Below are 25,300 nucleotides of genomic sequence, written 5' to 3'. Positions count from 1 at the left end.
CGCGTCCTGGTGGCGTCAGAGCCAGCCCTTCTCCTGGGCGATCCGTACGGCATCGGCCCGGTTGCGGGCCGTCAGTTTCTGGATCGCCGTCGAGAGGTAATTGCGGACGGTGCCCTGCGACAGATGCAGCGCGGCCGCCAGCTCCGCGTTGGTCGAGCCGTCCGCCGCCGCGCGCAGCACCTCGCGCTCCCGGTCCGTCAGCGGGTTCGCGCCGTCCGAGAGCGCCGCGGCTGCCAGGGTGGGGTCGATGACCCGCTCCCCGGCGAGCACCTTCCGTACCGCGGTGGCCAGCTGGGCCGCGGGGGCGTCCTTGACCAGGAAGGCGTGGGCGCCCGACTCCATGGCCCGGCGGAGATAGCCGGGGCGGCCGAAGGTGGTGAGGACGACGACCCTGAGCGCGGGGAGTTCGCGCTGGAGCTGCGCCGCCGCCTCGATACCGGTCAGGCCCGGCATCTCGATGTCGAGCAGGGCGACATCGACGGCATGCTCCCGGGCGGCGGCCAGGACCTCGTCGCCACGGGCCACCTGGGCCACGACCTCGAAATCCGGCTCAAGCCCCAGCAGGGCGGCGAGGGCCTCACGGACCATGGCCTGGTCCTCGGCGAGCAGGAGCCTGATCATGCACCGGATCCTAGAGGGACGCGTGCGGTGAGGGTGAAGCCGGGACCGGCTTGCGTATCGAGCGTGCCGCCGGCCTTGGCGAGGCGCTCGGCCAGGCCGGTGAGCCCGTTGCCGTGCGGGCCCGCGGTGGCGTTCCTGCCGTCGTCGCGCACCACGAGTTCGACGCGGCGGCCGTCCAGGGTCTGCCGGGAGCCGAGCGTGACGGTGCAGTGGCGGGCGGCGCTGTGGCGTACGACGTTGGTGATGCCCTCGCGCAGGGCCCAGGCGAGGGCGGCCTCCCGGTCCTCGTCCAGCTCGCCCGCCCGGAAGTCCTCCGGCACCTCGGCGGGCACATCGGCTGTGATGCCCGCCGCCGCGAGCGCGGTGCGGGCGCCTGCCAGTTCGCCGGGCAGGGTGGGGCGGCGGTAGCCGGTGACCGCTTCCCGTACATCGGTCAGCGCCTGCCTGCTGACCTGCTCGATGTCCGCGACCTGGCCGGCCGCCTGCCCCGGGTGGTCCGGGAGCATCCGGCCGGCCAGCTCGGACTTGAGCGTGATCAGCGACAGGGAGTGGCCGAGCAGGTCGTGCAGATCGCGGGCCATCCGCAGCCGCTCCTCGTTGGCGGCGAGCTGGGCGACCGTGGCGCGGGCCTCCTTCAGCTCGACCGTCGTACGGATCAGCTGCCGCACCCCGGTCATCGCGAATCCGCCGAGCAGGGTGGGGACGAGCAGCGGCCCGGCCTGCTGCTCCAGATCACCGGTACGGAGGGCGAGGAGACACAGCAGCGCCGTGGCCCCGAGGATCCCCCAGGCCGCCCGCCGCAGCGGCAGGACCGCACCGCAGTTCACCGCCACGTACACGAAGAGCACGAGCCAGGGAGAGCCGAGGGCCAGATTGAGCCCGACGGCGATAAGACCCAGGACGGCGGCCAGGGTGCTGTTGACGGAGTCCGGGCGGCGTGAGCGGCCGGTGTGCCGGAAGACCATGACGAGGTACAGGCCGACGAAGAGCATCAGGCCCGTCCAGCCGAGCGCCTGCCCGGCGGCCGAATAGCGGCCGTCGAGCAGTGCGTTCAGCGGGGTGGCGAGGAAGACCAGCCAGATGCCGATCCAGAGCATCTTCCTGGCGGCTTCCCTGGGGTTCTCGGGCACTGTGCCGATACCGACCACTCGTTCCTGGTTCACGCCTTCAGTGTGTCCTTCCGGTACAGCCAGGCGGCGCCGCCCGCGAAGATCAGGAAGTAGACGAAGAGGATGGCGACGTCCTTGGCGTGCGGGGCGTTGCCCAGTTCGATGGCCTGACCGAGACCGGCGTACGCATGGGTGGGCAGCCACTCCGCGATGTTCCCCAGCCACTGCGGGAAGGTCGTGGTGGGGATCCAGAGGCCGCCGAGGATGGAGAGGCCGAAGTAGATGATCATGGTGATCGGCCGGACCGCGTCCCCGCTGGCGATGTACCCGATGGCGACGCCGAGCGCGGCGAAGACCAGGCTGCCGGCCCAGATGACACCGGTCAGGGCCAGCCACTGCCAGGCGTCGAACCGTACGCTCTTGGCGAGCGCCGCCACGATGAAGACCACGACGATGCACGGCAGGGTGACCACGGCCGCGCTGCCGATCTTCGCGAGGACATAGCCGCGGCCCGGCAGCGAAGTGAGGCGCAGCTGGCGCACCCAGCCCTTCTCGCGCTCCTTGGCGATGCGCTCGCTGTTGCCCATGAGAACCGCGGTGAGCGCGCCGAAGGAGGCCATCGCGACCACGTAGAAGTTCTGCAGGGTGAGGCCGGTGTTGCCGAGCTTGTCCGACGAGGAGGCGCCGCTGGAGATGATCAGGTACAGCATCGAGGGGTAGAGGATCGAGAAGAACATGAACTTCTTGTTCCGCAGCGTCCGGGTGATTTCGAGCTTGATCAGGGTCCTCATACTGCTTTGGCCTCCTCGGCCTCGGTGATGGCGACGAAGGCCTGCTCCAGGCCGAGGCCCGCGACTTCGAGGTTGCGGGGGTAGAGCCCGAGTCCGTACAGCGCGTGGACGGTGGCGTCGGCGTCGGACGACTGGATACGGACGGTGCGGCCGGATACGTCGAAAGCGGTCAGGAACGGCAGGGCGCGCAGCACGTCCTCGTCGATCAGACCCTCCAGGTCGAAGGCGATCCGCCGGGCGCCGGCCTTGGCCTTGATCTCGGAGGCGGTCCCGTCGGCGAGCAGCCGCCCCTTGTGCAGGACCAGGACGCGGTCGGCGATGGCGTCCGCCTCCTCCAGGTAGTGGGTGGCGAAGAGGACCGTACGGCCCTGGTCGGCCTGTTCACGCATGGTGGCCCAGAAGGCGTGCCGGGCGGAGACGTCCATACCGGTGGTCGGCTCGTCGAGGACGATCAGGTCGTTGTCACCGGCCGTCGCCAGCGCGAAGCGGACCCGCTGCTCCTGGCCGCCGGAGAGCTTGTTGACCATACGGTCGGCGATCTGGGTGATGCCCGCGCGGTCGAGCACGTCGGCGACCGGGCGCGGGTGGCGGTGCAGATCGCAGGCGAGCTGGACCAGCTCGCGGACCTTGACGTCCTCCATCAGACCGCCGCTCTGCAGCATGGCGCCGACGCGGCCGTCCCTGATGGCCTGCTCGGGGGTGGTGCCGAAGACCCGGACGGTGCCCGAGTCGGCGTTGCGCAGTCCGAGCAGGAGGTCGAGCGTCGACGACTTGCCCGCCCCGTTGGGGCCGAGGAGCGCGACGGTCTCGCCGGGGTGCAGTTCGAGGGTGAGGCCGTCCACGGCCCGGACCTCGCCGTAGCTCTTGTTCACCTGCTCGAAGCTGGCCACGGTGGTGGGCGGTGCTGTCGTCTTCGTCATGGGTACAGCCTCGCGTACCGGCGCCACCGGCGGCAGAGCCGCCTGTCGTGGACTGACGATGACAGATGTCATAGCCGAGGCATGACAGAGCCCCCGCCGGTCTGGTTCGTGCGGCCGGCGGGGGCCTGATTGTCGTACGAGTGTCGCTGTGGTGCGGTGTCACTGTGGTGCGGCCACGAGCCGCGTACGGGTGCGGCTCTCGTACGGGTGGCTCTCGTACGGGTGGCTCTCGTACGAATGGCTCTCGTACAGGTCTCGGCGCGGCCCAGGTCAGCTCGGGTCGAGATTGATCGTGGCCGTGCGCTGCGCGGGTGTCTTGCCGAGCAGCGCGGGCTGCATGGCCTGGGCCACGTCGGTGGCCGAGACCTGGTGCTTCTGCCCGTCGCCCTTGGTGATCATGATGCCGTCGAAGACACCTTCCAGAAGCTGGTCGATGGCGGTCCGGTTGTAGACCTGTTCGAGCCGTCCGTCGACGGGCTTCATGGAGAGGATCTTGGGCAGCGACTTCTCCGGGCCGAACTGGATCTGCTTGCTGCCCGCCTTGATCGTGATCAGACCGGACATCGCGGGCTTCGCGAACTCCTTCATGGCCCGGTCGATCTCGGTCTGGGAGATCGTCGGCTGTCTGGCCGTGACCGGGAGCGGCACGGTGCGCGCCTTTCCGGTCTGGACCTGTGCCCGGAACGCGTCCCGGACGGCGACCATCGACTTGTTGACGTCCAGCGACTTGCCCGCCTTGCCCGGTACGGCGACGGCCTTGCCCGGTACGAACTTGATCGTGCCGTCCGACGCCGAGCCCGACGTGCCCGCCAGATCGGTGAGCGCGGCGCCGAGCTTCTCCTCGTCGGTCGGCAGGACCGGTTCGATCTGGCGCCGGCCGCCGAAGAGCGAACCGATCACGGACACGGGGTTGTAGTCACTGCCCGCGGCGCTGCGCACGGTGGCCTGGGTCTCCAGGGTGAGTCCGGCCGTCGCGGGCCTGAGCTCGGTCCTGCGGCCGTCGACGCTCAGCTGGATCGGGGCGTTGACCCGGCTGCCGAGCGCGCTGTCGAGCTTGTTGACGGCCTCGTCGCGGGTGCCGCCGCCGATGTCGACACCGAGCACGGTGGTGCCCTTGGGTACGTCGGAGTGGTTCATCAGCAGCCCGGCGCCGTAGGCCACACCGGCGAGCACGACGACGCCGACCGCGATGAGGCTCAGCTTCGAGCGGCCCTTCCTGGCCGGCGCGGCCGGGCGGACCGGCGCGGGGGCCGGGGTGGGGACCACGCCGGGGTGCTCGGACGGGCTGAACGCCGTGGGTCCTTCGGAGCGCGGCGCCCCGGCGCCGACGGGCGCGCCCTGGCCGGGACCTGTACCGCCGCCGGGGCCGCCGCCGGGGCCAGGCGGGAACGGCGCCCGGCGCTCGGAAGGAGCCACCGGGACCCCGCTGCTGAGCGTGGAGCCCGAGACATTGCCGCCGGCCGGCGGGGCGCCCTGGCCACCGGCGCCGGGACCGTACCCGGGCGCGAGCTGCTGCGGTGTCAGTACGGCGGTGTCGTCCGACAGCGGGGTCCCGGTCCCCCCGGCGCCGGAGGGGGTGTCGCCGAGCGGCGGCGTCAGGGAACTGGTGCCGGTCGCGGGCCCTGTCGTCGGGCCGGACGGACCGGCGAGCCCCGCGGAACCGAGCGGTCCGAGCGAGCCGAGGGCACCGGGAGGCCCGGACTGCGCCCCGGAAGGACCGGACGTACCGGGGGCGCCCGGCGTACCGGGGGCGCCGGGTCCACCCGTGCCCTGCTGCGGCCGGTCGGAGAAGTACGGCAGATCGGAGCGGGGGCCCGCACCGTCCTGCGCTCCGGGCCCGCGCGGCCCCGGAGCGGCGGACGGTCCGCCGGGCCCGGACGGTCCGCCGGAACGCGGCGCTCCCCCCGCCCCGTTGAGCCCGGACTGCGCGGAGGACGCAGCGGGCCCGGAGGACGGGGACGGCGCGGAGGACCCGGAGGGCGAAGGCGACCCGGAGGCCGCGGCGGGCTTGCGCGGCGCGAACCAGTCACTGGTGGGCCGCTCGGCCTTCGGCGCCTCGGGCTCCGGTTCCGGCTCGGGCGGCAGCGACATCGCCGCGGTGCGCTCCTGGTCGGTGCCGCGGGCGCCGTCGATGGGTTCGCTCTCGCCCATGGGCGTCCGCATGACGACCGGCGGAATCGGCCGCGAGCCGGGGATGTTGATCCGGATGCGCGTCGTCAGCGTGGTCTCGGTCCTGGGCTCGTCCGGCTGCGGCTCGGGAGCCGCCCCTGCGGTCTCCTCCGGAGACTGGCGGGTTCCGTACGGCGGCGTGCCCGAGGGGTACGCGGCCCCGCCACGTCCCTGGCGGCCGGTGGACGAACTGTCAGTTTCACGACTCAAGGCAGGTTCTCCCGGTTGGCTCCGCCGCCCGTTCTTACTGGTGCGGGAGGTTCGGCGGCGCGCACCACCATACTGGGCACGGCGCGATCGCACCCCCCACCCAGCGGAATGCGACGTTCCGACCGCCCCGCGGCCGGGCCCGGTTCACCGGGCGAAGCGGCACATCACTTGCCAGGTCGGGCGTAATCGGCCGGTGGCCGCGGCACTTTCCGTACGGTGGCACAGATCACAGCGGCCACCATCCCGCCGAGCAGGAAGACATACGACCCGGTCCCCGCGGCGAAGACGAAGTCGCCCTCGGGGCGGGTGGCGGTCAGCAGCATGACGGCGACCAGCCAGCCGATGGCGGGGGCGCCGACCCCGACCGCCGTCCCGGTCGCCACCCGGCCGCCGTAGAAGACGGCCGCGGTGCCCACCAGAGCGAGCACCAGACCGCCGGGGAACCAGCCGGCCTGGACGAGCGCGCCCGCGAGGCCGGCCAGTGCGCCGAGGACGACCAGCCCGAAGTAGGCAGCGATACGGCGGGGGTTCAGCGGGGCGGCGAGGCCCGGACCGTGCTGGCCGGCGCTCATGCGGACGCTCCCGTGGTGCCCGGCGCTGCGCCGGCCGCCAGGTCCGGGGTCGCAGCGACACCCGGGATCCCCGCGAAGAAGTCCGTCTCGCGCTCGCCGTCCGGCGCTCCCGGTGTGCCCCGCACCAGTTCGTAGTACTCACGCGTGAAGAGCGGCTGGCCCAGGTCGTTGGAGAGCGCGAAGAACGGGCCGTCCACCACGATCTGGGTGGCGTGCGCGCGCATCGCGGCCGACTTGGCCGCCGCGTACGCCGTGCCGTCGATCTCGGTGGTGACGACCGCGTCGTCCACGACCCCCGGCACATCGCCGATGTCCGCGATCCCGGGGAAGCCGGCACCGGCCGCCCGCAGCCGGGCGAAGCCCGCTTCGGCCACCGAGCGCGGCACCCGGTTCCAGTAGATCTTCGCGATGGTGTGCGGTGCGCCGAGCTCCGGCCGGAAGGCGGGCTCGGCCGCGAGTTCGGCGGCGCGCATCGCGACACGGTGCGCCTGGATGTGGTCGGGATGGCCGTAGCCGCCGTTGGTGTCGTACGTCACCAGGACCTGCGGCCGCACCGAACGGACCACTTCGACGAGGTACGAGGCCGCGTGGTCCACCGCCGTGTTCCAGAAGGCGCCCTCGCGGTGGTTCTGTCCGACGCCCATCATCCCGGAGTCCCGGAAGCGTCCGGGGCCGCCGAGGAAGCGGTGGTCGGTGACGCCCAGCTCCCTCATCGCGGCGGCCAGTTCACCGATGCGACGGGCGCCGAGACCGTCCTCGCGGTCCGACGTCAGATGGGCGAGTTCCGGCGGGATGACCTCACCCTCCTCGCCGAGAGTGCAGGTCACCAGGGTGACGTGGGCGCCATCGGCGGCGTACGCGGCCATGGTGGCGCCGTTGTTGATCGACTCGTCGTCGGGGTGCGCGTGCACCAGGAGCAGGCGCCGGTCGGGGAGGTCCGTCATGGGACCAGCGTACGAGCCGTGCGCACCCCCGGGGTGTCCGGACACCGGCTCAGAACTTGATGCCGCCGATCATCCCGGCCACATTGGTCGTCAGCGAGTGGATGGTGGGCGCCACTGACGAGCTGGCCAGGTAGAAGCCCAGCAGCGCGCAGACCACCGCGTGCCCTGCCTTCAGCCCCGACTTCCTGACCATGAGCACGACGATGATCGTCAGCAGCACCACCGCCGAGATCGAGAGCGCCATGACGGTTCACCTCCATTTGCGTACGGTCCAGGGGCATGCCACCACTGCCGGTAGCCTCATACCCACCTAGCGCTACGGATCATAACTATCCGGCGCCGTGCATGATCGATGCACGGCAGCACGAGGGGCGCATGGACGTACGCCCCCGGCAGAACCGGTCGGCACATGCCCGCCGCCGGGCGTGCTCCGCCGTGCCTCCTCCGTCGTCCGCCGCGGTACTAGGTTCGGTCGCATGACATCGAACGAACACTCCTTTCCGCGCCGGTTCGCCAGGACCCAGCGCTTCACGCTCGGCGCCCCGCGCGCCTTCACGGTGTCGCCGGACGGCAGCCGGGTCGTCTACCTGCGCTCCCCCACCGGAACGGACCGGGCGAACCGGCTCTGGGTGCTCGACACCGGGCAGGGCGCACAGGAGCGCGTCGCCGCCGACCCCGAGGTACTGCTCGGCGGGGCGGCCGAGCAGCTCTCGGCCGGGGAGCGGGCCCGCCGCGAACGGAGCAGGGAGGGCTCGGCCGGCATCGTCGGGTACGCGGTCGACGGCGCCGCCGAGCTGGCCGCTTTCGCCCTGTCCGGACGGCTGTTCACGGCCGGTCTGCGGGACGGCGGCACCCGGGAGCTGCCGGTGCCTGGACCGGTCATCGACCCCAGGCCGTCCCCGGACGGCAGCCGTATCGCCTATGTGAGCGGTGGCGCGCTGCGCGTCGTGGGCGCGGACGGGGAGGGTGACGGGGTGCTCGCGGAGCCGGAGGACACCCATGTCACGTACGGGGTCGCCGAGTTCGTCGCGGCCGAGGAGATGCAGCGCTCGCGCGGCTTCTGGTGGGCGCCCGACTCGCGGAGCCTGCTGGTGGCGCGGGCCGACGACAGCGCCGTACAGCGCTGGTGGATCGCCGATCCCGCACACCCCGAGCGGGAGCCCGCACAGGTCGGCTATCCGGCGGCCGGCACCCCCAACGCCGAGGTTCGGCTCTTTCTGTACGCCCTGGACGGCGCCCGCACCGAAGTGGTCTGGGACCGCGTCCGTTACCCGTATCTGGCGGCCGTGCACTGGTCGCAGGAGGGTGCGCCCCTGCTGCTCGTCCAGGCACGTGACCAGCGCAGCCAGCGCTATCTGGGGGTCGACACGGAGTCCGGCACCACCAGGACCGTGCATGTCGACGAGGACCCGGTGTGGCTCGACCTCTTCCCCGGGGTGCCCGCCTGGGCGCCCGCGGGCGGTCTGGTCCGGATCGCCGACGAGGGGGGCGCACGGGTCCTCGCGGTCGGCGACCGGCTGCTCACCGGGCCGGAGTTGCACGTTCGGGCGGTGCTGGACATCTCTGTTGACGACGTGCTGGTCTCCGCTTCGGCGGGCGAGGCCGCCGCCCGCCCCGAGACCGGCGAGATCCATGTGTACCGGGTCAACGAGCTGGGCGTGGAGCGCCTTTCGGAAGGCCCCGGTGTGCACTCGGCGGTGCGCTCCGGCGGGGTCACGGTGCTGCTCTCGGCCCGGATGGAGCGGCCGGGTACGGATGTCCGGGTGCTGCGGGACGGCAAGGAGGTGGCCACGGTCGCCTCGTACGCGGAAGCCCCGGGTCTCACCCCCCGCGTGAAGTTCACCGAGGGGGGCGCACGAAAAATTCCGTGCGCCGTCCTGCTCCCCGGCGGGTACCGGGAATCGGACGGCCCCCTCCCGGTCCTCCTCGACCCGTACGGCGGCCCGCACGGCCAGCGGGTGGTCGCCGCGCACAACGCGCACCTCACGTCGCAGTGGTTCGCCGACCAGGGCTTCGCGGTGGTCGTCGCGGACGGCCGGGGGACCCCGGGCCGCTCCCCCGCGTGGGAGAAGGCCATCAGGGACGACTTCACGCTCACCCTCGACGACCAGGTCGACGCCCTGCACGGCCTGGCCGCCCAGGGGTTCCCGCTCGACCTGGGCCGGGTCGCCATCCGCGGCTGGTCGTACGGCGGTTACCTCGCCGCGCTCGCCGTGCTGCGCCGCCCCGATGTGTTCCACGCGGGGGTCGCGGGCGCGCCGGTCACCGACTGGCGGCTGTACGACACCCACTACACCGAGCGCTATCTCGGCGACCCGGGCGAGCAGCCCGGGGTGTACGCGGCGAGCTCGCTCGTCACCGACGACGGCCTCTCGGCTCCGGAGAATCCGGCCGGGCCGCTAATGATCATCCACGGCCTGGCGGACGACAACGTGGTCGCGGCCCACACCCTGCGGCTCTCATCGGCGCTGCTCGCCGCGGGCCGCCCGCACGAGGTGCTGCCGCTCTCCGGTGTCACCCATATGACACCGCAGGAACAGGTGGCGGAGAACCTGCTGCTGCTCCAGGTGGACTTCATCCGGCGGTCCCTGGATCCGGCGCCGCACGCGACCGGCTGAGCAGGGCGCGTCAGACAGGGGCCGGGGCGACCGGCCGGGGTGACACATCACCCCGGCCGGTCCACGGCACCCGCACGGCCCCGTAGCCCCCCACTCTGCCGGTCCCGTATATCGGCTCCGCCACAGCAGGATTGCCGCTCTGTTAAAGCACTCCGCCGAAGAACTCCGGCGGTTCGGACCCTTGACTCGCGTCCTCGCACCGGGCCACGCTCGCTCAGCTGCGATGGTTCCAACAGCGGGGCAGAAGCACGGGCAGAGCACGGACGAGCACGGAAGAGCCCATCCCGCACCGCTGGCAAGGGAGTTGATGGATCAAGCCACGACCGGGCCCACCGGCCGGGGTCAGGACACCACACCGAGGAAGCGATACGACATGGCGCACGAGGCCACCATTCCCGCTCCCCGCGACAAGGCGCCCCGCCAGGGTGAGGTACTGCTCTCCGCCGAGGGGCTGACCAAGCACTTCCCCATCATGGGCGGCTTTCCCTTCAAGCGCAGGATCGGCGCGGTCCAGGCCGTCGACGGCATCGACCTCACCCTGCACACCGGCGAGAGCTTCGGCCTGGTGGGCGAGTCGGGGTGCGGCAAGTCCACCACCGGGCGGGTGCTGACCCGGCTGCTCGAACCGACCTCCGGCCGGCTCGTCTACCGGGGCCAGGACATCACCCGCGCGGGCCGCCGTCAGCTGGCGCCGGTACGCCCCGAGATCCAGATGATCTTCCAGGACCCCTACTCGTCGCTCAACCCCCGCCAGACGGTCGGCAAGATCATCGGCGGCCCGATGGAGATCAACGGCATCAACCCCAAGGGCGGCCGCGAGCACCGGATCCGCGAACTCCTGGAGATCGTCGGCCTCAACCCGGAGCACTACAACCGCTTCCCGCACGAGTTCTCCGGCGGCCAGCGCCAGCGCATCGGCGTCGCCCGCGCCCTCGCCCTGGAGCCGAAACTCATCGTGGCCGACGAGCCGGTCTCCGCACTCGACGTCTCCATCCAGGCCCAGGTCGTCAACCTCCTCCAGGAACTCCAGCGCGAGCTGGACATCGCCTTCCTGTTCATCGCCCACGACCTGGCGGTCGTCCGGCACTTCTCGGACCGGGTCGCCGTCATGTACCTCGGAAAGATCGTCGAGGTGGGCGACCGGGACTCCATCTACCAGCAGCCCCGCCATCCGTACACCCACGCGCTGCTCTCGGCGGTCCCGGAGCCCGCGCTCATCAGCGACGAGGACCGCGCCGTCCATGAACGCATCCGGCTCGCGGGCGACGTACCGTCCCCGATCTCGCCGCCCTCCGGCTGCCGCTTCCGTACCCGCTGCTGGAAGGCGCAGGACAAGTGCGCGGCCGAGGAGCCCCCGCTGGTACGGGTCGACGGCAACCGGGACGGGCACCTGACGGCCTGCCACTTCCCCGAGGCCCCCACGACGGAACGCGAGTCGGAGATCATCCTCGACCCGGCACTGCGGGAACTGGAGACGGACCCGGGCGGCCCGGACGCGCCCGGCGTGGAGAGCGTCTAGCGCGGTGTGATCCGTCCCGGCCCTCCCCCGGGCCGGGCCTGCGGGTACGGGGATGCCCAGCGGCGGCCTACCGTGGGGTCTCCCCGGGCCTGGAGCCCCCACGCGGGGCGACCGCGGGCCGTACCTGCCAGCACGGGCCCCGGAGACGTCTTCTCTGGCCTCGGCCCAGGCGATCCGTCAATGCGAGTTCAGTGCACGGCGGGCGGAGTTGATGACGTTGTGGGCGTCAGACGCATACACGGCCGACTCATGCAGGGTCCGCCAGACCTTCGAGTACAAGGCGATGTTGTCGGCGTCGTCCAACCACATCTCGGCGTGCCAGTCCTCCGCGACCACCAGGCGGTCATCGAGGAGCCAGAAGCCGTTAGCGGGCACGATCTTGACGGAGGCCGTGAACGGGATAACGCCCAGCTCCACAGTGTCCATACCGAGCATCCCGGAAAGGCGGTCGAGCTGGGCGGCCAGCACGGAGGGCGGACAGACCAGCGACCGCAACGCCGCTTCCCACGCCAGGACGTGCAGCTTGCAGCCGGGCCGGTACAGCCACTCCTGCCTCTGCACCCGGGAGCGCACAGCGGACTCGATGTCGCTGGCTCCACCCAACAGGTCGGCATACCGCTGGATGACGTGGCGCGCGTACTCGGGGGTCTGCAACAGACCAGGGATCACTGACTCTTCCCAGAGCCACATTTCCGAGGTGCGGTCGATCTCGGCGCTCAGCCCCTCGTGCAGCGGCTTGAAGCCGTTCGCCAGCGCGCGACGCCATGACCTGATGTGGGACTCGAACCCCGCCAGCCGGGCGGCAAGCTCGGGGTACACGCCCGGCTGCTCGGTCGCGTCGGCCCATGACCTCAGATCCTCGGGAGTGGCTGTCTGCTTGGCGTTCTCCAGCTTGCTGACCTTGGAGCCCTGCCAGCCAAGCCGCTGGGCAAGCTGCTGACCGGTAAGACGACCACCAGGGCAGGTGAACCGGAGTTCGCGCAGTCGCGCCCCCAGGGCCGTCCTGGCTTGCTGGTAGTCAGTGCTCACCGGTTACGCGTCATTCGGTCGCGGCGAACTGGTCGAACGGCACGGCGTGGTGCATCGCCGCGTCACGCACCGTGGCGTACCGCACAACCTCAGCCGGTTCGGTGATCAGCTCAATGTCGGTGATGTTGTCGGCGTCGTCGAAGTGCAGCAGGGCGACGATCCGCGAATCGAAGATCCAGAAGTCTTCGGCGGGCAGCTCGGCCGCGTCCTCGCGCCACAGGTACCGGATGTCCTCGCCGACCGCCGCGTTGTGCCGGGCGTAGTCGAGCAAGAACCGCTGCTCGGTCGTCATCGGGTCGTCGGCTACGCGCACCCGGCCGACCGTCTTGCCTGCCTCGCTCTGGGCCTTGATGTTGACAAACCAGGGCTCGTTGGGGTCGCAGGGCGCGAACCCGGTGGCCAAGAACGCCTGAAAGTCGGGGTCCTCACGGTCCGAGGCGTATCCGCGTCGAGTCTCCAGACGCCAAGCGGTGTACTTGAAGGTCTCGAAGAGGCGGCGGAAGGTGGCCCGATCCACGAGGTCCGGCACCGGCTCAATTTCCTTCGGCCCCCAGTTCACGAGTAGTTCGCGCGGTACGGCCACTGCCGCATCGTCCGGCCCGAAATGCTGCAGGTTTGCGAGGTCTTCGGGGTCAGTGACGGGGGTGCCTTGCACGATGATCTCGCCGGTTCCTTCGTCCGTGTGCAGGGCGGGGCAACCATCGACCTTGCTGTCTGTGCCGATGAAGCGCAACTGACGAGCCATGACGCTCTCCCTTCGAGGGGGTCTTGATCTCACAGCATGACCGGGCCGTCGGTTCCGTTCTACGGGGTCAGGCAGGGTGCAGGAGAAAACATCAGCAACCTCGGACGAGTGGCGAGCAAATTTGAGAAAACAGCGTACCGCCGGGCAACTCGTCACTTCTAGCGTCCTGTTCATGGCGACCAAAGAACAGCAGGGCATCGACCCGTTCACGGCGATGGAGTCCCTGAGAGCGGCACTGGCCGGGGTCGGGATCGTCCTCCCCTCACTTGCGGTTGACGCCGCGTCCCCGGCCCTGCGGCTCGTGGAGCTGGGGCGGGTTCGCGCCGATGTGGCCGCGCGCCTGGCTGACGCGTTGCGGAGAGAGGGTCGGAAGTGACCGGACACGAGAAGCCAAAAACGACCGTCAGCCACGGCACGTTGCCCTACCCGCGCGGCACCCTCGTCGAGGACACGATCTCTCAACGCACGGGCCTGCTGATGGGCGTGCTTGTGGAACGCACCAAGAAGACACAGACGGTGGTCAGCCGACAGGCGTTCATGGTGCCCGAGGGTGGCGGCCTTGAGTGGGATGTGCCGTTGGAGCGGGTCAAGGCGGTGGAGGAGTAACCAGACCGAACATCAGCGCCCTGCCATCAACTTCTCTACGGCAGGGCGCTGTTGTGTGCCTTGCGGTACCATCGAAAACAGTGAGTCGAAAAGCTCCGCGCACCTGTGCGCCCCGGTGAAACGGGAGGGCAGGACAACGTCAACCTAAGTGACTGGGTTCGGTGGTTCTTGGACCACCACGCTCGACGATGTGAGTCAAGCTCCCGGGGTTGATGGGTAGAGCAACACCGCACGCCTTGCAACACCTGGACCTGGAAAGCGGTCCAACCCGAGAACATTTGCGCGCCGCATCAGCGCGGGTGTCTCGGTCCGAACCGAAGGGTTCGGATCGAGGCTGCCTGCGCACCCGATCCGACTCATGACAGGGAAGGTCAGGATCGGTGGACGGCAACGCCATCATCGTCATTCTCGCCATCGCTGGCGTGGCTTCCGTGCTGCTCTTTGCACTAAAAGGGCTGCTCGACCAGGTCCCGGACGTGATCGACTCCGCCGGGAAAGCACGCGACGCGTGGCACCGTTTCAAGAGGTCCGAGATGCGACCTCCAGCGGACGACGAGGAGTCCCCCTTGGCCTCATCGCCACCAGAGTCCCCGTCCAGCCAACTCAGCTGAGGCGAGTCCTGCGCAGCAGGTCCGAGAACAGACAGAGCATCAACTTCCTTATCTGGCGGCGGGGTTCGACCCGTGCGGACCGGCCCGCGATCCGACCCATCATCACCGGGAGCGCGCACCGGCATTCCCTGGGCTGCTCATCGCTGGTCACCGACGGAAATCCTGGCTCTGGCGCCAGGATTTCCCGCACTACGTTGAAACGCACCATGTCGTGCTATCCGAGGCGTTCATCGAGCATGTGCGTGGCTTGAACTATCAGATGCCGACCCTCATCACCGCGCAGTTCGCGCCCCACTACAACGAGACCATGCCTCTCGTCGGCTGGGGCGCGGCTGTCCCCTGGCGATCGACTGCGGCCGTGCTCGAACCCGAACCGCGAGCAGTGACAAGCAAGGCCCAGTTCGACTCGGCGTTGCTGGCCCAGGAACGAAACCGGCCCCACGGCAGCTGGACCAAGCCCCGCAAGCCGAGGAGAGCATGAGGCATCACCAGCGCAGTTACGGTCTACGGCTGGAGTAGTAGGCGGCCGGCGAAGCCTCGCCCGCGCCCCGGGTTCAGGCAGGCGTCGCACCGGCGGGCCCGGACGTACCACCGGGCGGCGGGCCCCCGGGCGTACCACCGGAAGGTGCCCCACCCGAGGGGGTACCGCCGGACGGTCCACCGCCGAAGGGCCCCGCGCCGCCGTCCGCAGGCCCTCCCGGGCCCTCGTCCGGCCCGGTGTCCGGTACGACCTGCTTCTCCTCGGCGAAGTGGCAGGCCGAGTCGTGGTGCACCGGACCCTCCGCGTCCCGGAACAGCTCGGGCACCGCCAGCGCAGGCACCTCACGCGCGCACCGCTCCTGCGCCTTCCAGCAGCGGGTGCGGAAGCGGCAGCCGGACGGCGGGTTGGCGGGTGAGGGCACGTCGCCCGCCAGGATGATCCGCTCGCGCCGGTCCCGCGCCTCCGGGTCCGGCACCGGCACGGCGGAGAGCAGCGCCTGGGTGTACGGGTGGGTGGGGTGCTCGTAGATCTCCGCGTCCGAGCCGACCTCGACGATCCGACCGAGGTACATCACCCCCACCCGGTTCGAGATGTGCCGGACGATCGACAGGTCGTGCGCGATGAACACGTACGCCAGGCCGAACTCCTGCTGGAGCCGCCCCAGCAGGTTGATGACCTGGGCCTGTACGGACACGTCGAGCGCGGAGACCGGTTCGTCGGCCACGATGATCTCGGGGTTGAGCGCGAGGCCGCGCGCGATACCGATGCGCTGGCGCTGGCCGCCGGAGAACTGGTGCGGATAGCGGTTGATGTACTCCGGGTTGAGCCCGACGACGTCGAGCAGGTCCTGGACCTTCCGGCGGCGGCTGCCCCGGGGCGCCACCTCGGGGTGGATCTCGTACGGCTCCCCGATGATGTCGCCGACCGTCATCCGGGGGTTGAGCGAGGTGTACGGGTCCTGGAAGACCATCTGGATGTTGCGGCGTACGGCCTTGAGCGCGCGGCCGGACATTCTGGTGATGTCCTCGCCCTTGTACCGGATCGTGCCGGCCGTGGGCGCCTCCAGATTGACCAGCATCCTGGCCACGGTCGACTTGCCGCAGCCGGACTCGCCCACGATGCCGAGCGTCTCGCCCTGGCGGAGCGCGAACGACACCCCGTCGACGGCCTTGACGGCGCCGACCTGCTTCCTGAACAGGATTCCCTGGGTGAGCGGGTAGTGCTTGACCAGGTCGCGGACTTCGAGGACGGGCTCCTTCTCGTGGAAGGCGACCTCCGCGTGCGACTTCTCCATCAGGTCGCGCCGGGCCTCGGCCTCCGCGCCCGCCTCGTCCTGTGCCGCGTGGCGCCGCGAGCGGTCAGCGTGCATTGAGCGTCTCCTTCCAGAAGTGGCAGGCGCTCCGGCGCTCCGGGGACACTTCGTACAGCGGCGGCACGTCGGTGCGGCACACCTCCTGAGCCAGCGGGCAGCGGGGGTTGAAGGCGCAGCCGGGCGGGATGTGCAGCAGGTTCGGGGGCAGCCCCTTGATCGCGTACAGCTCCTGGCCCTTCTGGTCGACGCGCGGGATCGATTCGAGGAGGCCCTTGGTGTACGGGTGGGCGGGGGCCCGGTAGATCTGGTGGACCGGTGAGGTCTCGACGATCCGGCCCGCGTACATCACCGCGATCTTGTCCGCGACGTCCGCCACCACGCCCAGGTCGTGGGTGATGAGGATCAGCCCCATGTTGAACTCCCGCTGGAGCTCCGCGAGCAGGTCCATCACCTGGGCCTGGACGGTCACATCGAGGGCGGTGGTCGGCTCGTCGGCGATGATCAGGTCCGGTTCCAGGGCCAGCGCCATGGCGATCATGATGCGCTGGCGCATCCCGCCGGAGAACTGGTGCGGGTACTGGCCGACCCGCTCCCTGGCCGCCGGGATCCGCACCGTCTCCATCAGCTCGATGGCCCTGGCCTTGGCGTCCTTGCGGGACATGCCCCGGTGGACGGTGAACATCTCACCGAGCTGCTCGCCCACGCTGAGCACCGGGTTGAGCGACGAGAGGGCGTCCTGGAAGATCATCGCCATCTTGGCGCCGCGGATCTTCCGCCTCTCCTCCGCCTTGAGCTTCAGCAGATCCTGCCCCTGGAAGAGGATCTCGCCGCCCGCGATCCGGCCCGGCGGCACATCGAGGATGCCCATGATGGCCTGGGCGGTCACCGACTTGCCCGAGCCCGATTCGCCGAGGACGGCGAGCGTCTCACCGGAGTCCACTGTGTAGTCGACGCCGTTCACCGCCTTCGCGACCCCGTCGCGGGTGTGGAACTCCACGTGCAGATCGCGTACTTCGAGCAGCATGGTCCGGACTCCTCAGCGCAGCTTGGGGTCGAGGGCGTCGCGCACCGCGTCGCCGAGCATGATGAAGGCGAGCACCGTGATCGCCAGTGCTCCGGCCGGCCAGAGCAGCATGTGCGGGGCGTTGCGGATGTAGGGCGAAGCGGCGGAGATGTCGATGCCCCAGGAGACGGTGGGGGGCTTCAGGCCGACGCCGAGGAAGGACAGGGTCGCCTCCAGCGAGATGTACGTACCGAGGGCGATGGTCGCCACGACGATCACGGGCGCGACCGCGTTCGGCGCGATGTGGCGCAGCAGCATCCGGGAGTTGGACGCGCCGAGCGCCCGCGCCGCCTGGACGTAGTCATTCTGTTTGGCGGTGATGACGGAGCCGCGCGCGATACGCGCGATCTGCGGCCAGCCCAGCAGCACCATGAAGCCGATCACCGGCCAGACGGTGTTGCTGGTGACCACGGACAGCAGCACCAGACCGCCGAGCACCACCGGGATACCGAAGAAGATGTCGGTGATCCGGGAGAGGACCGCGTCGCCCGCCCCGCCGTAGAAGCCCGCGAGTCCGCCCAGGATGCTGCCGATGACGGCCACTCCGACCGTGGCGCAGACACCGACCGTCACGGACTGCCGGGCGCCGTAGACGGTACGGGTGTAGACGTCGCAGCCCTGTCCGGTGAAGCCGAAGGGGTGGCCGGGCTGGGGGCCCTCCTGGGCCTTGTCCAGGTTGCAGGCGAGCGGGTTCTGGTCGGCGATCAGCTGGGGCCAGATCGAGATCACCACCAGGAAGAGAATGACCAGCGCGGAGATGATGAAGACCGGGTTGCGGCGCAGATCGCGCCAGGCGTCGGACCAGAGACTGCGGGCCGGCTCGTCGGGGCCGGGGCCGCCGCCGTCCTGCTGGTTCTCCAGTGTCACGCCCTCGCCCATGGCGAGGTCGGTGGCCCCGCCGGCCCCGGCGGCGGAGATGGCTTCGTCGGAATTCTGCGGCTCAGGCATACCGGATCCTCGGGTCGAGAACGGCGTAGAGGAGGTCGACGACGAGGTTCGCCACCAGGAACACGATGACGAGGACGGTGACGAAGCCGACGACGGTCTGGCTGTTCTGGCGGACGATGCCCTGGTAGAGCTGGTAGCCGACGCCGTGGATGTTGAAGATGCGCTCGGTGACGATGGCACCGCCCATCAGGCCCCCGATGTCGGTCCCGATGAAGGTCACGACGGGGATCAGCGAGTTGCGCAGCAGGTGGCGGATGATGATGCGGCGTCTCGGGAGCCCTTTGGCCGTGGCGGTCCTGACGTAGTCGGCGCGCCGGTTCTCCGCGATCGAGGTCCTGGTCAGCCGGGTGACGTACGCGAGGGAGACGGAGGCGAGCACGAGGCCGGGCAGGATCAGCTCGTTGAAGGGGGCCTCCGGTGAGACGGCGGGCTGGATCAGTCCCCATTTCACGCCGAACAGCAGCTGGGCCAGCAGGCCGGTGACGAAGGTCGGCACGGAGATGACGATCAGGGTGAGCAGCAGGACGGTGGAGTCGATCGGACGGCCGCGCCGGAGTCCCGTGACCACGCCGAAGGAGATACCGATGAGCACCTCGAAGATGATGGCGACGATGGTGAGCCGGATGGTGACGGGGAAGGCGCTGCCCATCAGGTCGGTGACCTTCTGACCGTTGAACGCGGTCCCGAAGTCGCCCGTGAAGACGTTCCCCATATAGGTCAGGTACTGCTGCCACACGGGCTTGTCGAGGCCGAACTCGCTGCGCAGCTGGGCGGCGGTGGCCGGGTCGCAGGCGCGGTCGCCGCAGAGTCCCGCGACGGGGTCGCCCATGACGTTCACCATCAGGAAGATCAGCAGCGTCGCACCGATGAAGACCGGGATCATCTGCAGCAGACGCCTGATCACATAACGTCCCATGAGGGGCTCCGGGGGTCGTCGTTCCGGGAAGGTGTGCGGCCCGGCGCGCCGGGCGCGCCGGGCCGTGCTCCCGCAGGCGTCAGTGGACCTTGATCTCGTTGTAGACCGGCACGCTGAACGGGTTCAGGGCGACGTTCGAGAGACGGTCGGAGTAGCCGGCGCTGCCGTTCTGGTACCAGAGCGGGATGGCGCCCATGTTGTCCCTGAGCACCCCTTCGGCGTCCTGGAACTTCTTGACGGCGGCGGCCTTGTCGGTCTCCGCGTTGGCCTGGTTGATGAGCTTGTCGAACTGCTTGTTGGTCCAGTGGCCGTCGTTGGACGAGGCGTTGGTGTAGTACAGCGGCTGCAGGAAGTTCTGGATGAGCGGGTAGTCCATCTGCCAGCCCGCCCGGAACGGGCCCGTCATCTTCTTCGCCGTGATCTGGTTGCGGAAGTCGGCAAAGGTGCCGATCGGGTTGCCGACACAGGCCTTGTCGTTGCCGAGGCTGTTGTTGATGTTGTTGCAGATGGCGTCGACCCACTCCTTGTGCGAGCCGGTGTCCGCGTTGTACGAGATCTTCAGCTGGCCGCCGGGGATCCCGCCGCCCTCCTTGACCAGCTTCTTCGCCTCGGCCGGGTTGTACTTGCAGGAGGCGCCGCAGAGCCCGGCCTTGTATCCGCCGCCGGCGCCGAGGACCGGGGAGGTCCAGTCGGTGGCCGGGGTCCTGGTGTTCTGGAAGATCGTCTTGGTGATCTGCGGGCGGTTGATCGCCATCGAGAGCCCGATCCGCACCTTCTTGGCGCCCGCGGTGTTCCAGTCGGGCCGGTAGAAGGGGAAGGCGAGCGTCTGGATGATGCCCGCGGGGGTGTTGATGTAGCGCCCGTTCAGGTCGGCCTTGACGTTCTTGAGCTGCGCGGCGGGCACGTCGTCGACCAGGTCGAGGTTGCCCGCGGTCAGGTCGGTGTAGGCGGTGTTGTTGTCCGTGTAGACCTTGAGGTCGACGCCGCCGTTCTGCGCCTTGTCGGGGCCGGGGTACTTGGCCCACTTGCGCAGGCTCATCTTGGAGCCCTTGGTGTACGACTGCACGGTGTACGGACCGTTGCCGATCGGCTTGGACAGCCAGGCGGAGTGGTTCTTGTAGAACGCCGTGGGCAGCGGGGCGAAGGCCGGGTACCCGAGGGTGTCGGGGAACGTGGAGAACTTCTGGTTGAGCTTCACCGTGAAGGTGGTGTCGTTGACGACCTTCAGCCCGGAGAGCTTGGAGGCCGTGGCGCTGCCGGAGTCCGGGTGGACCTTGTCGTAGCCGTCGATGTACCCGAAGAAGTACGCGTCCTTCTGGTTGTGCTTCAGATCCGCGCCGTAGTTCCAGGCGTCGACGAAGGACTTGGCGGTGATCTTCTCACCGTTGCTGAAGGTCCAGCCCTTCTTGATGGTGATCCTGAAGTTCACCGAGTCCTTGGTCGTGACGCCGGCGGCCATCATGTTCTCGGCCTTGCCGGTCTTCGGGTCGTACTTCTTGAGGCCCCGGAAGATCATGTCGAGGACCTTGCCGCCCTGGACCTCGTTGGTGTTCGCCGGCTCCAGGGGGTTCTGCGGATCGCCCCAGGAGGAGCTGAGGACCCCGTTCGCCCCGCCACTTCCGCCACTGCTTCCTCCGCCGCCGCAGGCGGTCGCCGCGAGGGCGACGGCGACCGCGCAAGCGGCCCACTTGGCGTGTGTGGCTCCGCGCATGGAGTGCCTCCTCTAGGTCCTGAATCCCACTTAGGCCCCAATATCTGTGGATAGCACCACCAATGCACCTTCTCTACGGCCGTCTGTGTCCATCCGTCACCAGAAACGCCCGGATGCCCCGCATAACGAAATGGACACACCTTTGACCGGACGCGGGTGCCCGAAAAGGTACGCTTTGGGGTTTACCCAAATCCGACGTCCACCAAGAACGCGTCTTTCTTCCTTCAAGACACGGTCAAAAACCTAAAGAACAGGTGTGGACTTGCTACGCGCATTGACCGTTGTCAACTCGATTGATTGGGTCCGTTCCAACCCCTTAGCTCCTCCTGCCCGGAGGATGCCGCTTTCCGTACGGGGACAGGAGTTCGATGACCACGCCATCCCCGGCCCCCCTCGTTCCGGTGGACACCACTGCCACCGATATCGTTGAGGAGTCCCGGCAGCCCGACAGCCCGAACAAGGGCGCCGACGCCCGGAGCCCAAGCCAACTGGCTTGGCGGCGATTCAAGCGCGACAAGACAGGCGTCATATCCGCCTGCGTCGTCGTGTTCTTCTTCGTGATCGGCATCGCCGCACCGCTGATCGCGAAGCTGTACGGGAAGAACCCGTACGAGACGTACGGCCAGGACACCCCCGGGCTGCTCAACAGCTTCGCCTACCCGATCAAGCCCAATGGCGGCATCAGCAGCGACTTCTGGTTCGGCCTGGAGCCGTCGCTGGGCCGGGACGTCTTCACGTTCCTGCTCTACGGAATCCGCACCTCGCTGCTGATCGCCTCGGCGATCACGATCCTCCTGACCGTCGTCGGGGTGGTCATCGGCGTGACGGCCGGATATCTGGGCGGCAAGACGGACTACCTCATCGGCCGGCTCATCGACGTCCTGCTGTCCTTCCCGTCGACCCTGTTCTTCATCGCCTTCATGCCGGTGGTCTACGGGCTCTTCGTCGGTCCGGACGATGACATCCCGACGTCGCTCCGCGCCATCAGTCTGATCCTGGTCCTCGCGGGCTTCGGCTGGGCCTCGCTGGCCCGCCTGCTCCGCGGACAGGTACTGGCGCTGCGTGAGCGGGAGTTCGTCGAGGCAGCCAAGGTGACCGGCGCATCGCCTGCCCGGATCATCTTCAAGGAACTGCTTCCGAACCTCTGGACGCCGATCCTCATCCAGTCCACTCTTGCGCTGCCCGCCATGGTGACGGCCGAGGCCGGTCTTGCCTTCCTCGGCGTCGGCATGATCGACCCGACCCCGGACTGGGGAGTCATGATCGCGCGTGGTTCGACGTTCTACACGGACGACTTCACCTTCATGCTCTTCCCGGGCGTCTCCATGGTCATCTTCGTGCTCGCCTTCAATCTGCTCGGCGACTCGGTACGCGACGCGCTCGACCCCAAGTCGAAGCGCTGAATCTCCGCTCCAACAGCCCGGCCGCCGCGGTCCGGCCTGTCGCACCTGCCTCGTCCACCGAACCCAAGGACCAATACGCCATGTCTTTCTCCCGCAGAAACTTCCTGATAGCCACCGGAGTGGCGGCCGCGAGCTCCACCGTCCTCAGCGCATGCAGCAGCGGTGGCGGTGGCGGCGACACCGGCAGTGGCGGCAAGGACGCCCCGAACGTCAGCAAGGGCAAGGCCGACAAGATCCTGGTCGGCACCAAGGCCGACTCCACCGGTCCCGCCCCCGAGGTCCCGGGCGCGGTCAAGGGCGGCACCATCTGGACGATGGACCAGCTCGACTGCGACCACCTGGACCCGGCGCAGATCTGGTCGAGCTACGAGGGCTGGATCACCCCGCTCTTCATGCGCGGTCTGGTCGGCTACAAGATCGCGAGCAACGGCACCGCCACCCTCGTGGGCGACCTCGCCACCGACGCCGGCACGATGAAGGACGGCGGCAAGACCTGGTCCTTCACGCTGAAGGACGGAGGCAAGTGGGAGGACGGTTCCGACGTCACGATCGAGGACGTCCGCCACACCTTCGAGCGGCTCTTCGCCACCTTCATCACGTACGGCCCGCGCTACCCCCAGCAGTGGCTGGTCGGCGGCAAGGACTACAAGGGCCCCTACAGCGGCAAGCACCTCGACTCGATCGAGATCAGCGGCAAGACCGTCACCTTCCACCTGAACACGGCCCGTACCGACTTCAACTTCACACTCGGTATGCGCGCCTTCTCCTTGGTGCCCAAGAAGCACGACACCAAGGAGGACTACGACAAGAAGCCGTTCTCCTGCGGCCCGTACAAGATCGACGCCCGTCAGCCCGGCAAGTCGATGTCGATCTCGCGCAACCCGCACTGGGACCCGAAGACGGACCCGATCCGCAACGCGTACCCGGACAAGTGGCAGCTGCAGTTCGGCTTCCAGCTGCTCGCGTCCACGGACCGCTACGTCGCCGACCAGGGCAACGACCAGCACACCGTGTCGATGTTCAACGAGATCGCGCCCGAGCGCATCCAGAAGGTGCTCGGCGACCCGCAGCTGAAGAAGCGCGTCCTGACGCACCTCGACACCGCGACGTACTACTACGCCATCAACACGACGCGGATCAAGGACGTCAAGGTCCGCCAGGCGCTCAACTACGCGTGGCCGTCGCAGCAGTGCCAGCTGATCCGCGGTGGTACCTCGAACTCCGAGATCGCCACCACGATCATCAGCCCCCTCACCCCCGGCCACACCGACTTCGACCTCTACGGCAAGCGGAAGAAGCCCACCGGTGACCCGGAGAAGGCCAAGGCGCTCCTCAAGGAGGCCGGCAAGATGGGCCAGAAGGTCGTCATCGCCTTCCAGCAGTCCGACAACGCCGTCAAGCAGGCTGTGGCGATCAAGAACGCCCTCACCAAGGCCGGTTTCACCCCGGTCACCAAGCAGGTCGACAAGACGACCTTCTACACTCAGATCGCCCAGATCGACAACACCTACGACATGTTCGCGGCCGGCTGGTCCGCCGACTGGCCGGGCGGCTACACCGCCCTCCAGCCGACCTTCGACGGCCGTGTGATCGCCAACGGCGCGTCGAACTGGCCGCAGCTGAACAACCCGAGTGTCAACAAGGCCATCGACGCGGCTGCGCTGATCACGGACCAGAAGAAGGCCGACGAGGCCTGGGGCGCCATCGACCGCCAGATCATGGAGCTGGCGGCCTGTGTCCCCGACTACTGGCCGATCCGTAACTGGCTGCACGGCTCCAAGGTCGGCGGGCTGATCTACGACGCCGGCGCCACCGGTATCGCGATCACCAAGCTCTACACGACGAAGTAGCCCGTCACCCGGGGGAGGGCGGCCCGATCGGCTGCCCTCCCCCGGCCCCGGCCCTCCCCCGGCCCCGGCCCTCCCCCGCTCCCTACACCTCGGCGACGGCGCCCCACCCGGAAAGTCACGACCCCATGCTTCGATTTCTTCTCCGCCGCGTGACCGGCGCTATCGTCATCCTGCTGATCATCAGCGCCATCACCTTCTACCTCTTCTACGCGATCCCCCGTGACCCGGCGCGTCTGGCCTGCGGTAAGACCTGCACGCCAGAGCTGCTCAAGCAGATCCGGCTGAACCTGGGAATAGCCGACCCGATGCCGGTCCAGTACTGGCACTGGCTGGTCGGCATCTTCGCGGGCCGCGACTACGGCAACTACGGCCACTGCCCGGCCCCCTGCCTCGGTTACTCCTTCACCAACCGCCAGCCCGTCCTCGGCACGATCATGGACCGGCTGCCCCTGACGATCTCGCTCGCGCTGGGCTCCGCCTTCTTCTTCCTGATCATCGGTATCGGCACGGGCATGGTCGCCGCCGTCAAGCAGGGCAAGGCCCTCGACAAGGTAGCCAGCTCCTTGTCGCTGCTCGGCTCCTCGCTGCAGATCTACTTCGTCGGCTATATCGCGATGTTCATCCTGGTCCAGCAGATGGGGCTGCTCGACCAGCCGTCGTACACGCCGATCACGGAGAACCCGGTCAAGTGGGCAGCCGGACTGCTGCTGCCGTGGCTGGTGCTCTCCATCATCTTCACGGCGAACTACACCCGTATGACGCGCTCCCAGCTCGTGGAGCAGCTCACCGAGGACTACGTCCGCACGGCACGCGCCAAGGGTCTCTCCCGGGCTTCGGTCTTCTTCCGCTTCGCCTGGCGGGGCGCCATGGGGCCGATCGTCACCATCTTCGGCATCGACCTGGGCACACTGATCGGCGGCGCGATCATCACCGAACAGGTCTTCAGCATCCAGGGGATCGGCCGGCTCGCACTGCAGTCCGTCGACACGAGCGACCTGCCCATGCTCCTGGGCGTCACGCTCGTGGCGGCCGCGGCGATCGTCTTCTTCAACATCTTCGTGGACGCCATCTACGGCCTCATCGACCCGCGGATCCGTCTCGCCTGACCCGCTCCCGCCCCCGCTCGGCCCCACCCCCGATCCCCGCAACACT

24 protein-coding genes are annotated in these 25,300 nt (G+C 69.0%); 9 read left to right on the top strand and 15 right to left on the bottom strand.

Going from position 1 to position 25,300, the window contains the following annotated elements:
- Positions 1-15 precede the first annotated feature (15 nt).
- The 8 genes from ACWGKJ_RS02940 to ACWGKJ_RS02905 all read right to left on the bottom strand — a co-directional run bounded on the left by ACWGKJ_RS02940 (position 16) and on the right by ACWGKJ_RS02905 (position 7,580).
- Positions 16-621 carry a response regulator transcription factor gene (locus ACWGKJ_RS02940; protein ID WP_385025956.1) on the bottom strand — a complete coding sequence of 202 codons (606 nt, stop codon included), beginning with the start codon at positions 619-621 and terminating at the stop codon, positions 16-18.
- A complete protein-coding gene (locus tag ACWGKJ_RS02935) occupies positions 618-1,784 on the bottom strand; it encodes a sensor histidine kinase (protein ID WP_385025953.1) in 1,167 nt (388 codons plus the stop codon). Before ACWGKJ_RS02935 ends, ACWGKJ_RS02940 begins: the two co-directional genes overlap by 4 nt.
- Entirely contained in the window at positions 1,781-2,521 is a 741-nt protein-coding gene (locus ACWGKJ_RS02930) for an ABC transporter permease (RefSeq protein WP_385025950.1), read from the bottom strand. Before ACWGKJ_RS02930 ends, ACWGKJ_RS02935 begins: the two co-directional genes overlap by 4 nt.
- A complete protein-coding gene (locus ACWGKJ_RS02925) occupies positions 2,518-3,441 on the bottom strand; it encodes an ABC transporter ATP-binding protein (RefSeq protein ID WP_385025947.1) in 924 nt (307 codons plus the stop codon). Before ACWGKJ_RS02925 ends, ACWGKJ_RS02930 begins: the two co-directional genes overlap by 4 nt.
- A 270-nt stretch (positions 3,442-3,711) precedes the next feature.
- Positions 3,712-5,820 carry a peptidoglycan binding domain-containing protein gene (locus tag ACWGKJ_RS02920; RefSeq protein WP_385025944.1) on the bottom strand — a complete coding sequence of 703 codons (2,109 nt, stop codon included), beginning with the start codon at positions 5,818-5,820 and terminating at the stop codon, positions 3,712-3,714.
- A 164-nt stretch (positions 5,821-5,984) separates the two neighbouring features.
- Positions 5,985-6,392, bottom strand: coding sequence for a DUF6113 family protein (locus ACWGKJ_RS02915; RefSeq protein ID WP_385025941.1), 408 nt, complete (start codon positions 6,390-6,392; stop codon positions 5,985-5,987).
- The gene (gene mshB, locus ACWGKJ_RS02910; RefSeq protein WP_385025938.1) at positions 6,389-7,336 is read right to left on the bottom strand and encodes an N-acetyl-1-D-myo-inositol-2-amino-2-deoxy-alpha-D-glucopyranoside deacetylase; all 948 of its coding nucleotides are present in this window, start codon (positions 7,334-7,336) and stop codon (positions 6,389-6,391) included. Before mshB ends, ACWGKJ_RS02915 begins: the two co-directional genes overlap by 4 nt.
- Positions 7,337-7,385: 49 nt before the next feature.
- Positions 7,386-7,580: a hypothetical protein gene (locus ACWGKJ_RS02905; protein ID WP_164263029.1), complete on the bottom strand. Its 195-nt coding sequence runs from the start codon at positions 7,578-7,580 to the stop codon at positions 7,386-7,388.
- Between the two features lie 232 nt (positions 7,581-7,812).
- On the opposite strand from ACWGKJ_RS02905, the gene ACWGKJ_RS02900 reads away from it, so the two are divergent.
- A complete protein-coding gene (locus ACWGKJ_RS02900; RefSeq protein WP_385025934.1) occupies positions 7,813-9,954 on the top strand; it encodes a S9 family peptidase in 2,142 nt (713 codons plus the stop codon).
- A gap of 373 nt (positions 9,955-10,327) precedes the next feature.
- Complete coding sequence (locus tag ACWGKJ_RS02895; protein WP_385025977.1) at positions 10,328-11,473, top strand: ABC transporter ATP-binding protein; 1,146 nt, start codon at positions 10,328-10,330, stop codon at positions 11,471-11,473.
- A 177-nt stretch (positions 11,474-11,650) separates the two neighbouring features.
- Here the strand turns inward: ACWGKJ_RS02895 and ACWGKJ_RS02890 are convergent, their stop codons facing one another.
- Together ACWGKJ_RS02890 and ACWGKJ_RS02885 are read right to left on the bottom strand one after the other, a co-directional pair.
- On the bottom strand, positions 11,651-12,502 hold the full coding sequence (locus ACWGKJ_RS02890; RefSeq protein WP_385025931.1) for a helix-turn-helix domain-containing protein: 852 nt from the start codon (positions 12,500-12,502) through the stop codon (positions 11,651-11,653).
- Positions 12,503-12,512: 10 nt separating this feature from the next.
- Positions 12,513-13,247, bottom strand: a complete 735-nt coding sequence (locus ACWGKJ_RS02885; RefSeq protein WP_385025928.1) for a DUF6879 family protein — start codon at positions 13,245-13,247, stop codon at positions 12,513-12,515.
- Between the two features lie 172 nt (positions 13,248-13,419).
- Here ACWGKJ_RS02885 and ACWGKJ_RS02880 point away from each other — a divergent pair, with 172 nt between their 5' ends.
- The 4 genes from ACWGKJ_RS02880 (at position 13,420) to ACWGKJ_RS02865 (ending at position 14,945) form a co-directional block, all read left to right on the top strand.
- Entirely contained in the window at positions 13,420-13,623 is a 204-nt protein-coding gene (locus tag ACWGKJ_RS02880) for a hypothetical protein (RefSeq protein ID WP_385025925.1), read from the top strand.
- A complete protein-coding gene (locus ACWGKJ_RS02875; RefSeq protein ID WP_385025922.1) occupies positions 13,620-13,853 on the top strand; it encodes a hypothetical protein in 234 nt (77 codons plus the stop codon). Before ACWGKJ_RS02880 ends, ACWGKJ_RS02875 begins: the two co-directional genes overlap by 4 nt.
- Before the next feature lie 380 nt (positions 13,854-14,233).
- Positions 14,234-14,464: a hypothetical protein gene (locus tag ACWGKJ_RS02870; RefSeq protein WP_385025919.1), complete on the top strand. Its 231-nt coding sequence runs from the start codon at positions 14,234-14,236 to the stop codon at positions 14,462-14,464.
- Between the two features lie 247 nt (positions 14,465-14,711).
- Positions 14,712-14,945 (top strand): hypothetical protein, encoded by a 234-nt coding sequence (locus tag ACWGKJ_RS02865; RefSeq protein ID WP_385025916.1) that lies wholly within the window; start codon positions 14,712-14,714, stop codon positions 14,943-14,945.
- A gap of 73 nt (positions 14,946-15,018) precedes the next feature.
- On the opposite strand, the gene ACWGKJ_RS02860 is transcribed toward ACWGKJ_RS02865, so the two are convergent.
- The 5 genes from ACWGKJ_RS02860 to ACWGKJ_RS02840 all read right to left on the bottom strand — a co-directional run bounded on the left by ACWGKJ_RS02860 (position 15,019) and on the right by ACWGKJ_RS02840 (position 20,895).
- Positions 15,019-16,314: an ABC transporter ATP-binding protein gene (locus ACWGKJ_RS02860; protein ID WP_385025913.1), complete on the bottom strand. Its 1,296-nt coding sequence runs from the start codon at positions 16,312-16,314 to the stop codon at positions 15,019-15,021.
- Positions 16,304-17,281, bottom strand: a complete 978-nt coding sequence (locus ACWGKJ_RS02855) for an ABC transporter ATP-binding protein (protein WP_385025910.1) — start codon at positions 17,279-17,281, stop codon at positions 16,304-16,306. Before ACWGKJ_RS02855 ends, ACWGKJ_RS02860 begins: the two co-directional genes overlap by 11 nt.
- 12 nt (positions 17,282-17,293) lie before the next feature.
- The gene (locus ACWGKJ_RS02850; RefSeq protein WP_385025907.1) at positions 17,294-18,268 is read right to left on the bottom strand and encodes an ABC transporter permease; all 975 of its coding nucleotides are present in this window, start codon (positions 18,266-18,268) and stop codon (positions 17,294-17,296) included.
- On the bottom strand, positions 18,261-19,184 hold the full coding sequence (locus ACWGKJ_RS02845; protein ID WP_385025904.1) for an ABC transporter permease: 924 nt from the start codon (positions 19,182-19,184) through the stop codon (positions 18,261-18,263). Before ACWGKJ_RS02845 ends, ACWGKJ_RS02850 begins: the two co-directional genes overlap by 8 nt.
- Positions 19,185-19,263: 79 nt before the next feature.
- A complete protein-coding gene (locus ACWGKJ_RS02840; protein ID WP_385025901.1) occupies positions 19,264-20,895 on the bottom strand; it encodes a peptide ABC transporter substrate-binding protein in 1,632 nt (543 codons plus the stop codon).
- Positions 20,896-21,263: 368 nt separating this feature from the next.
- On the opposite strand from ACWGKJ_RS02840, the gene ACWGKJ_RS02835 reads away from it, so the two are divergent.
- The 3 genes from ACWGKJ_RS02835 to ACWGKJ_RS02825 all read left to right on the top strand — a co-directional run bounded on the left by ACWGKJ_RS02835 (position 21,264) and on the right by ACWGKJ_RS02825 (position 25,254).
- Positions 21,264-22,298: an ABC transporter permease gene (locus tag ACWGKJ_RS02835; RefSeq protein WP_385025898.1), complete on the top strand. Its 1,035-nt coding sequence runs from the start codon at positions 21,264-21,266 to the stop codon at positions 22,296-22,298.
- Between the two features lie 80 nt (positions 22,299-22,378).
- Complete coding sequence (locus ACWGKJ_RS02830) at positions 22,379-24,148, top strand: ABC transporter substrate-binding protein (protein WP_385025895.1); 1,770 nt, start codon at positions 22,379-22,381, stop codon at positions 24,146-24,148.
- 125 nt (positions 24,149-24,273) lie between these two features.
- The gene (locus tag ACWGKJ_RS02825) at positions 24,274-25,254 is read left to right on the top strand and encodes an ABC transporter permease (RefSeq protein ID WP_385025892.1); all 981 of its coding nucleotides are present in this window, start codon (positions 24,274-24,276) and stop codon (positions 25,252-25,254) included.
- Positions 25,255-25,300: the final 46 nt, after the last annotated feature.

The organism is Streptomyces sp. NPDC054757 (genome assembly GCF_053612185.1).
This window is presented reverse-complemented; position numbering and strand designations above follow the sequence as displayed.

Coding starts and splice junctions, on each gene's coding strand:
- ACWGKJ_RS02940 (WP_385025956.1), bottom strand. CDS start 621: ATGATCAGGCTCCTGCTCGCCGAGGACCAGGCCATGGTCCGTGAGGCC.
- ACWGKJ_RS02930 (WP_385025950.1), bottom strand. CDS start 2,521: ATGAGGACCCTGATCAAGCTCGAAATCACCCGGACGCTGCGGAACAAG.
- ACWGKJ_RS02925 (WP_385025947.1), bottom strand. CDS start 3,441: ATGACGAAGACGACAGCACCGCCCACCACCGTGGCCAGCTTCGAGCAG.
- ACWGKJ_RS02915 (WP_385025941.1), bottom strand. CDS start 6,392: ATGAGCGCCGGCCAGCACGGTCCGGGCCTCGCCGCCCCGCTGAACCCC.
- mshB (WP_385025938.1), bottom strand. CDS start 7,336: ATGACGGACCTCCCCGACCGGCGCCTGCTCCTGGTGCACGCGCACCCC.
- ACWGKJ_RS02905 (WP_164263029.1), bottom strand. CDS start 7,580: ATGGCGCTCTCGATCTCGGCGGTGGTGCTGCTGACGATCATCGTCGTG.
- ACWGKJ_RS02900 (WP_385025934.1), top strand. CDS start 7,813: ATGACATCGAACGAACACTCCTTTCCGCGCCGGTTCGCCAGGACCCAG.
- ACWGKJ_RS02895 (WP_385025977.1), top strand. CDS start 10,328: ATGGCGCACGAGGCCACCATTCCCGCTCCCCGCGACAAGGCGCCCCGC.
- ACWGKJ_RS02885 (WP_385025928.1), bottom strand. CDS start 13,247: ATGGCTCGTCAGTTGCGCTTCATCGGCACAGACAGCAAGGTCGATGGT.
- ACWGKJ_RS02880 (WP_385025925.1), top strand. CDS start 13,420: ATGGCGACCAAAGAACAGCAGGGCATCGACCCGTTCACGGCGATGGAG.
- ACWGKJ_RS02860 (WP_385025913.1), bottom strand. CDS start 16,314: ATGCACGCTGACCGCTCGCGGCGCCACGCGGCACAGGACGAGGCGGGC.
- ACWGKJ_RS02855 (WP_385025910.1), bottom strand. CDS start 17,281: ATGCTGCTCGAAGTACGCGATCTGCACGTGGAGTTCCACACCCGCGAC.
- ACWGKJ_RS02850 (WP_385025907.1), bottom strand. CDS start 18,268: ATGCCTGAGCCGCAGAATTCCGACGAAGCCATCTCCGCCGCCGGGGCC.
- ACWGKJ_RS02845 (WP_385025904.1), bottom strand. CDS start 19,184: ATGGGACGTTATGTGATCAGGCGTCTGCTGCAGATGATCCCGGTCTTC.
- ACWGKJ_RS02840 (WP_385025901.1), bottom strand. CDS start 20,895: ATGCGCGGAGCCACACACGCCAAGTGGGCCGCTTGCGCGGTCGCCGTC.
- ACWGKJ_RS02835 (WP_385025898.1), top strand. CDS start 21,264: ATGACCACGCCATCCCCGGCCCCCCTCGTTCCGGTGGACACCACTGCC.
- ACWGKJ_RS02830 (WP_385025895.1), top strand. CDS start 22,379: ATGTCTTTCTCCCGCAGAAACTTCCTGATAGCCACCGGAGTGGCGGCC.
- ACWGKJ_RS02825 (WP_385025892.1), top strand. CDS start 24,274: ATGCTTCGATTTCTTCTCCGCCGCGTGACCGGCGCTATCGTCATCCTG.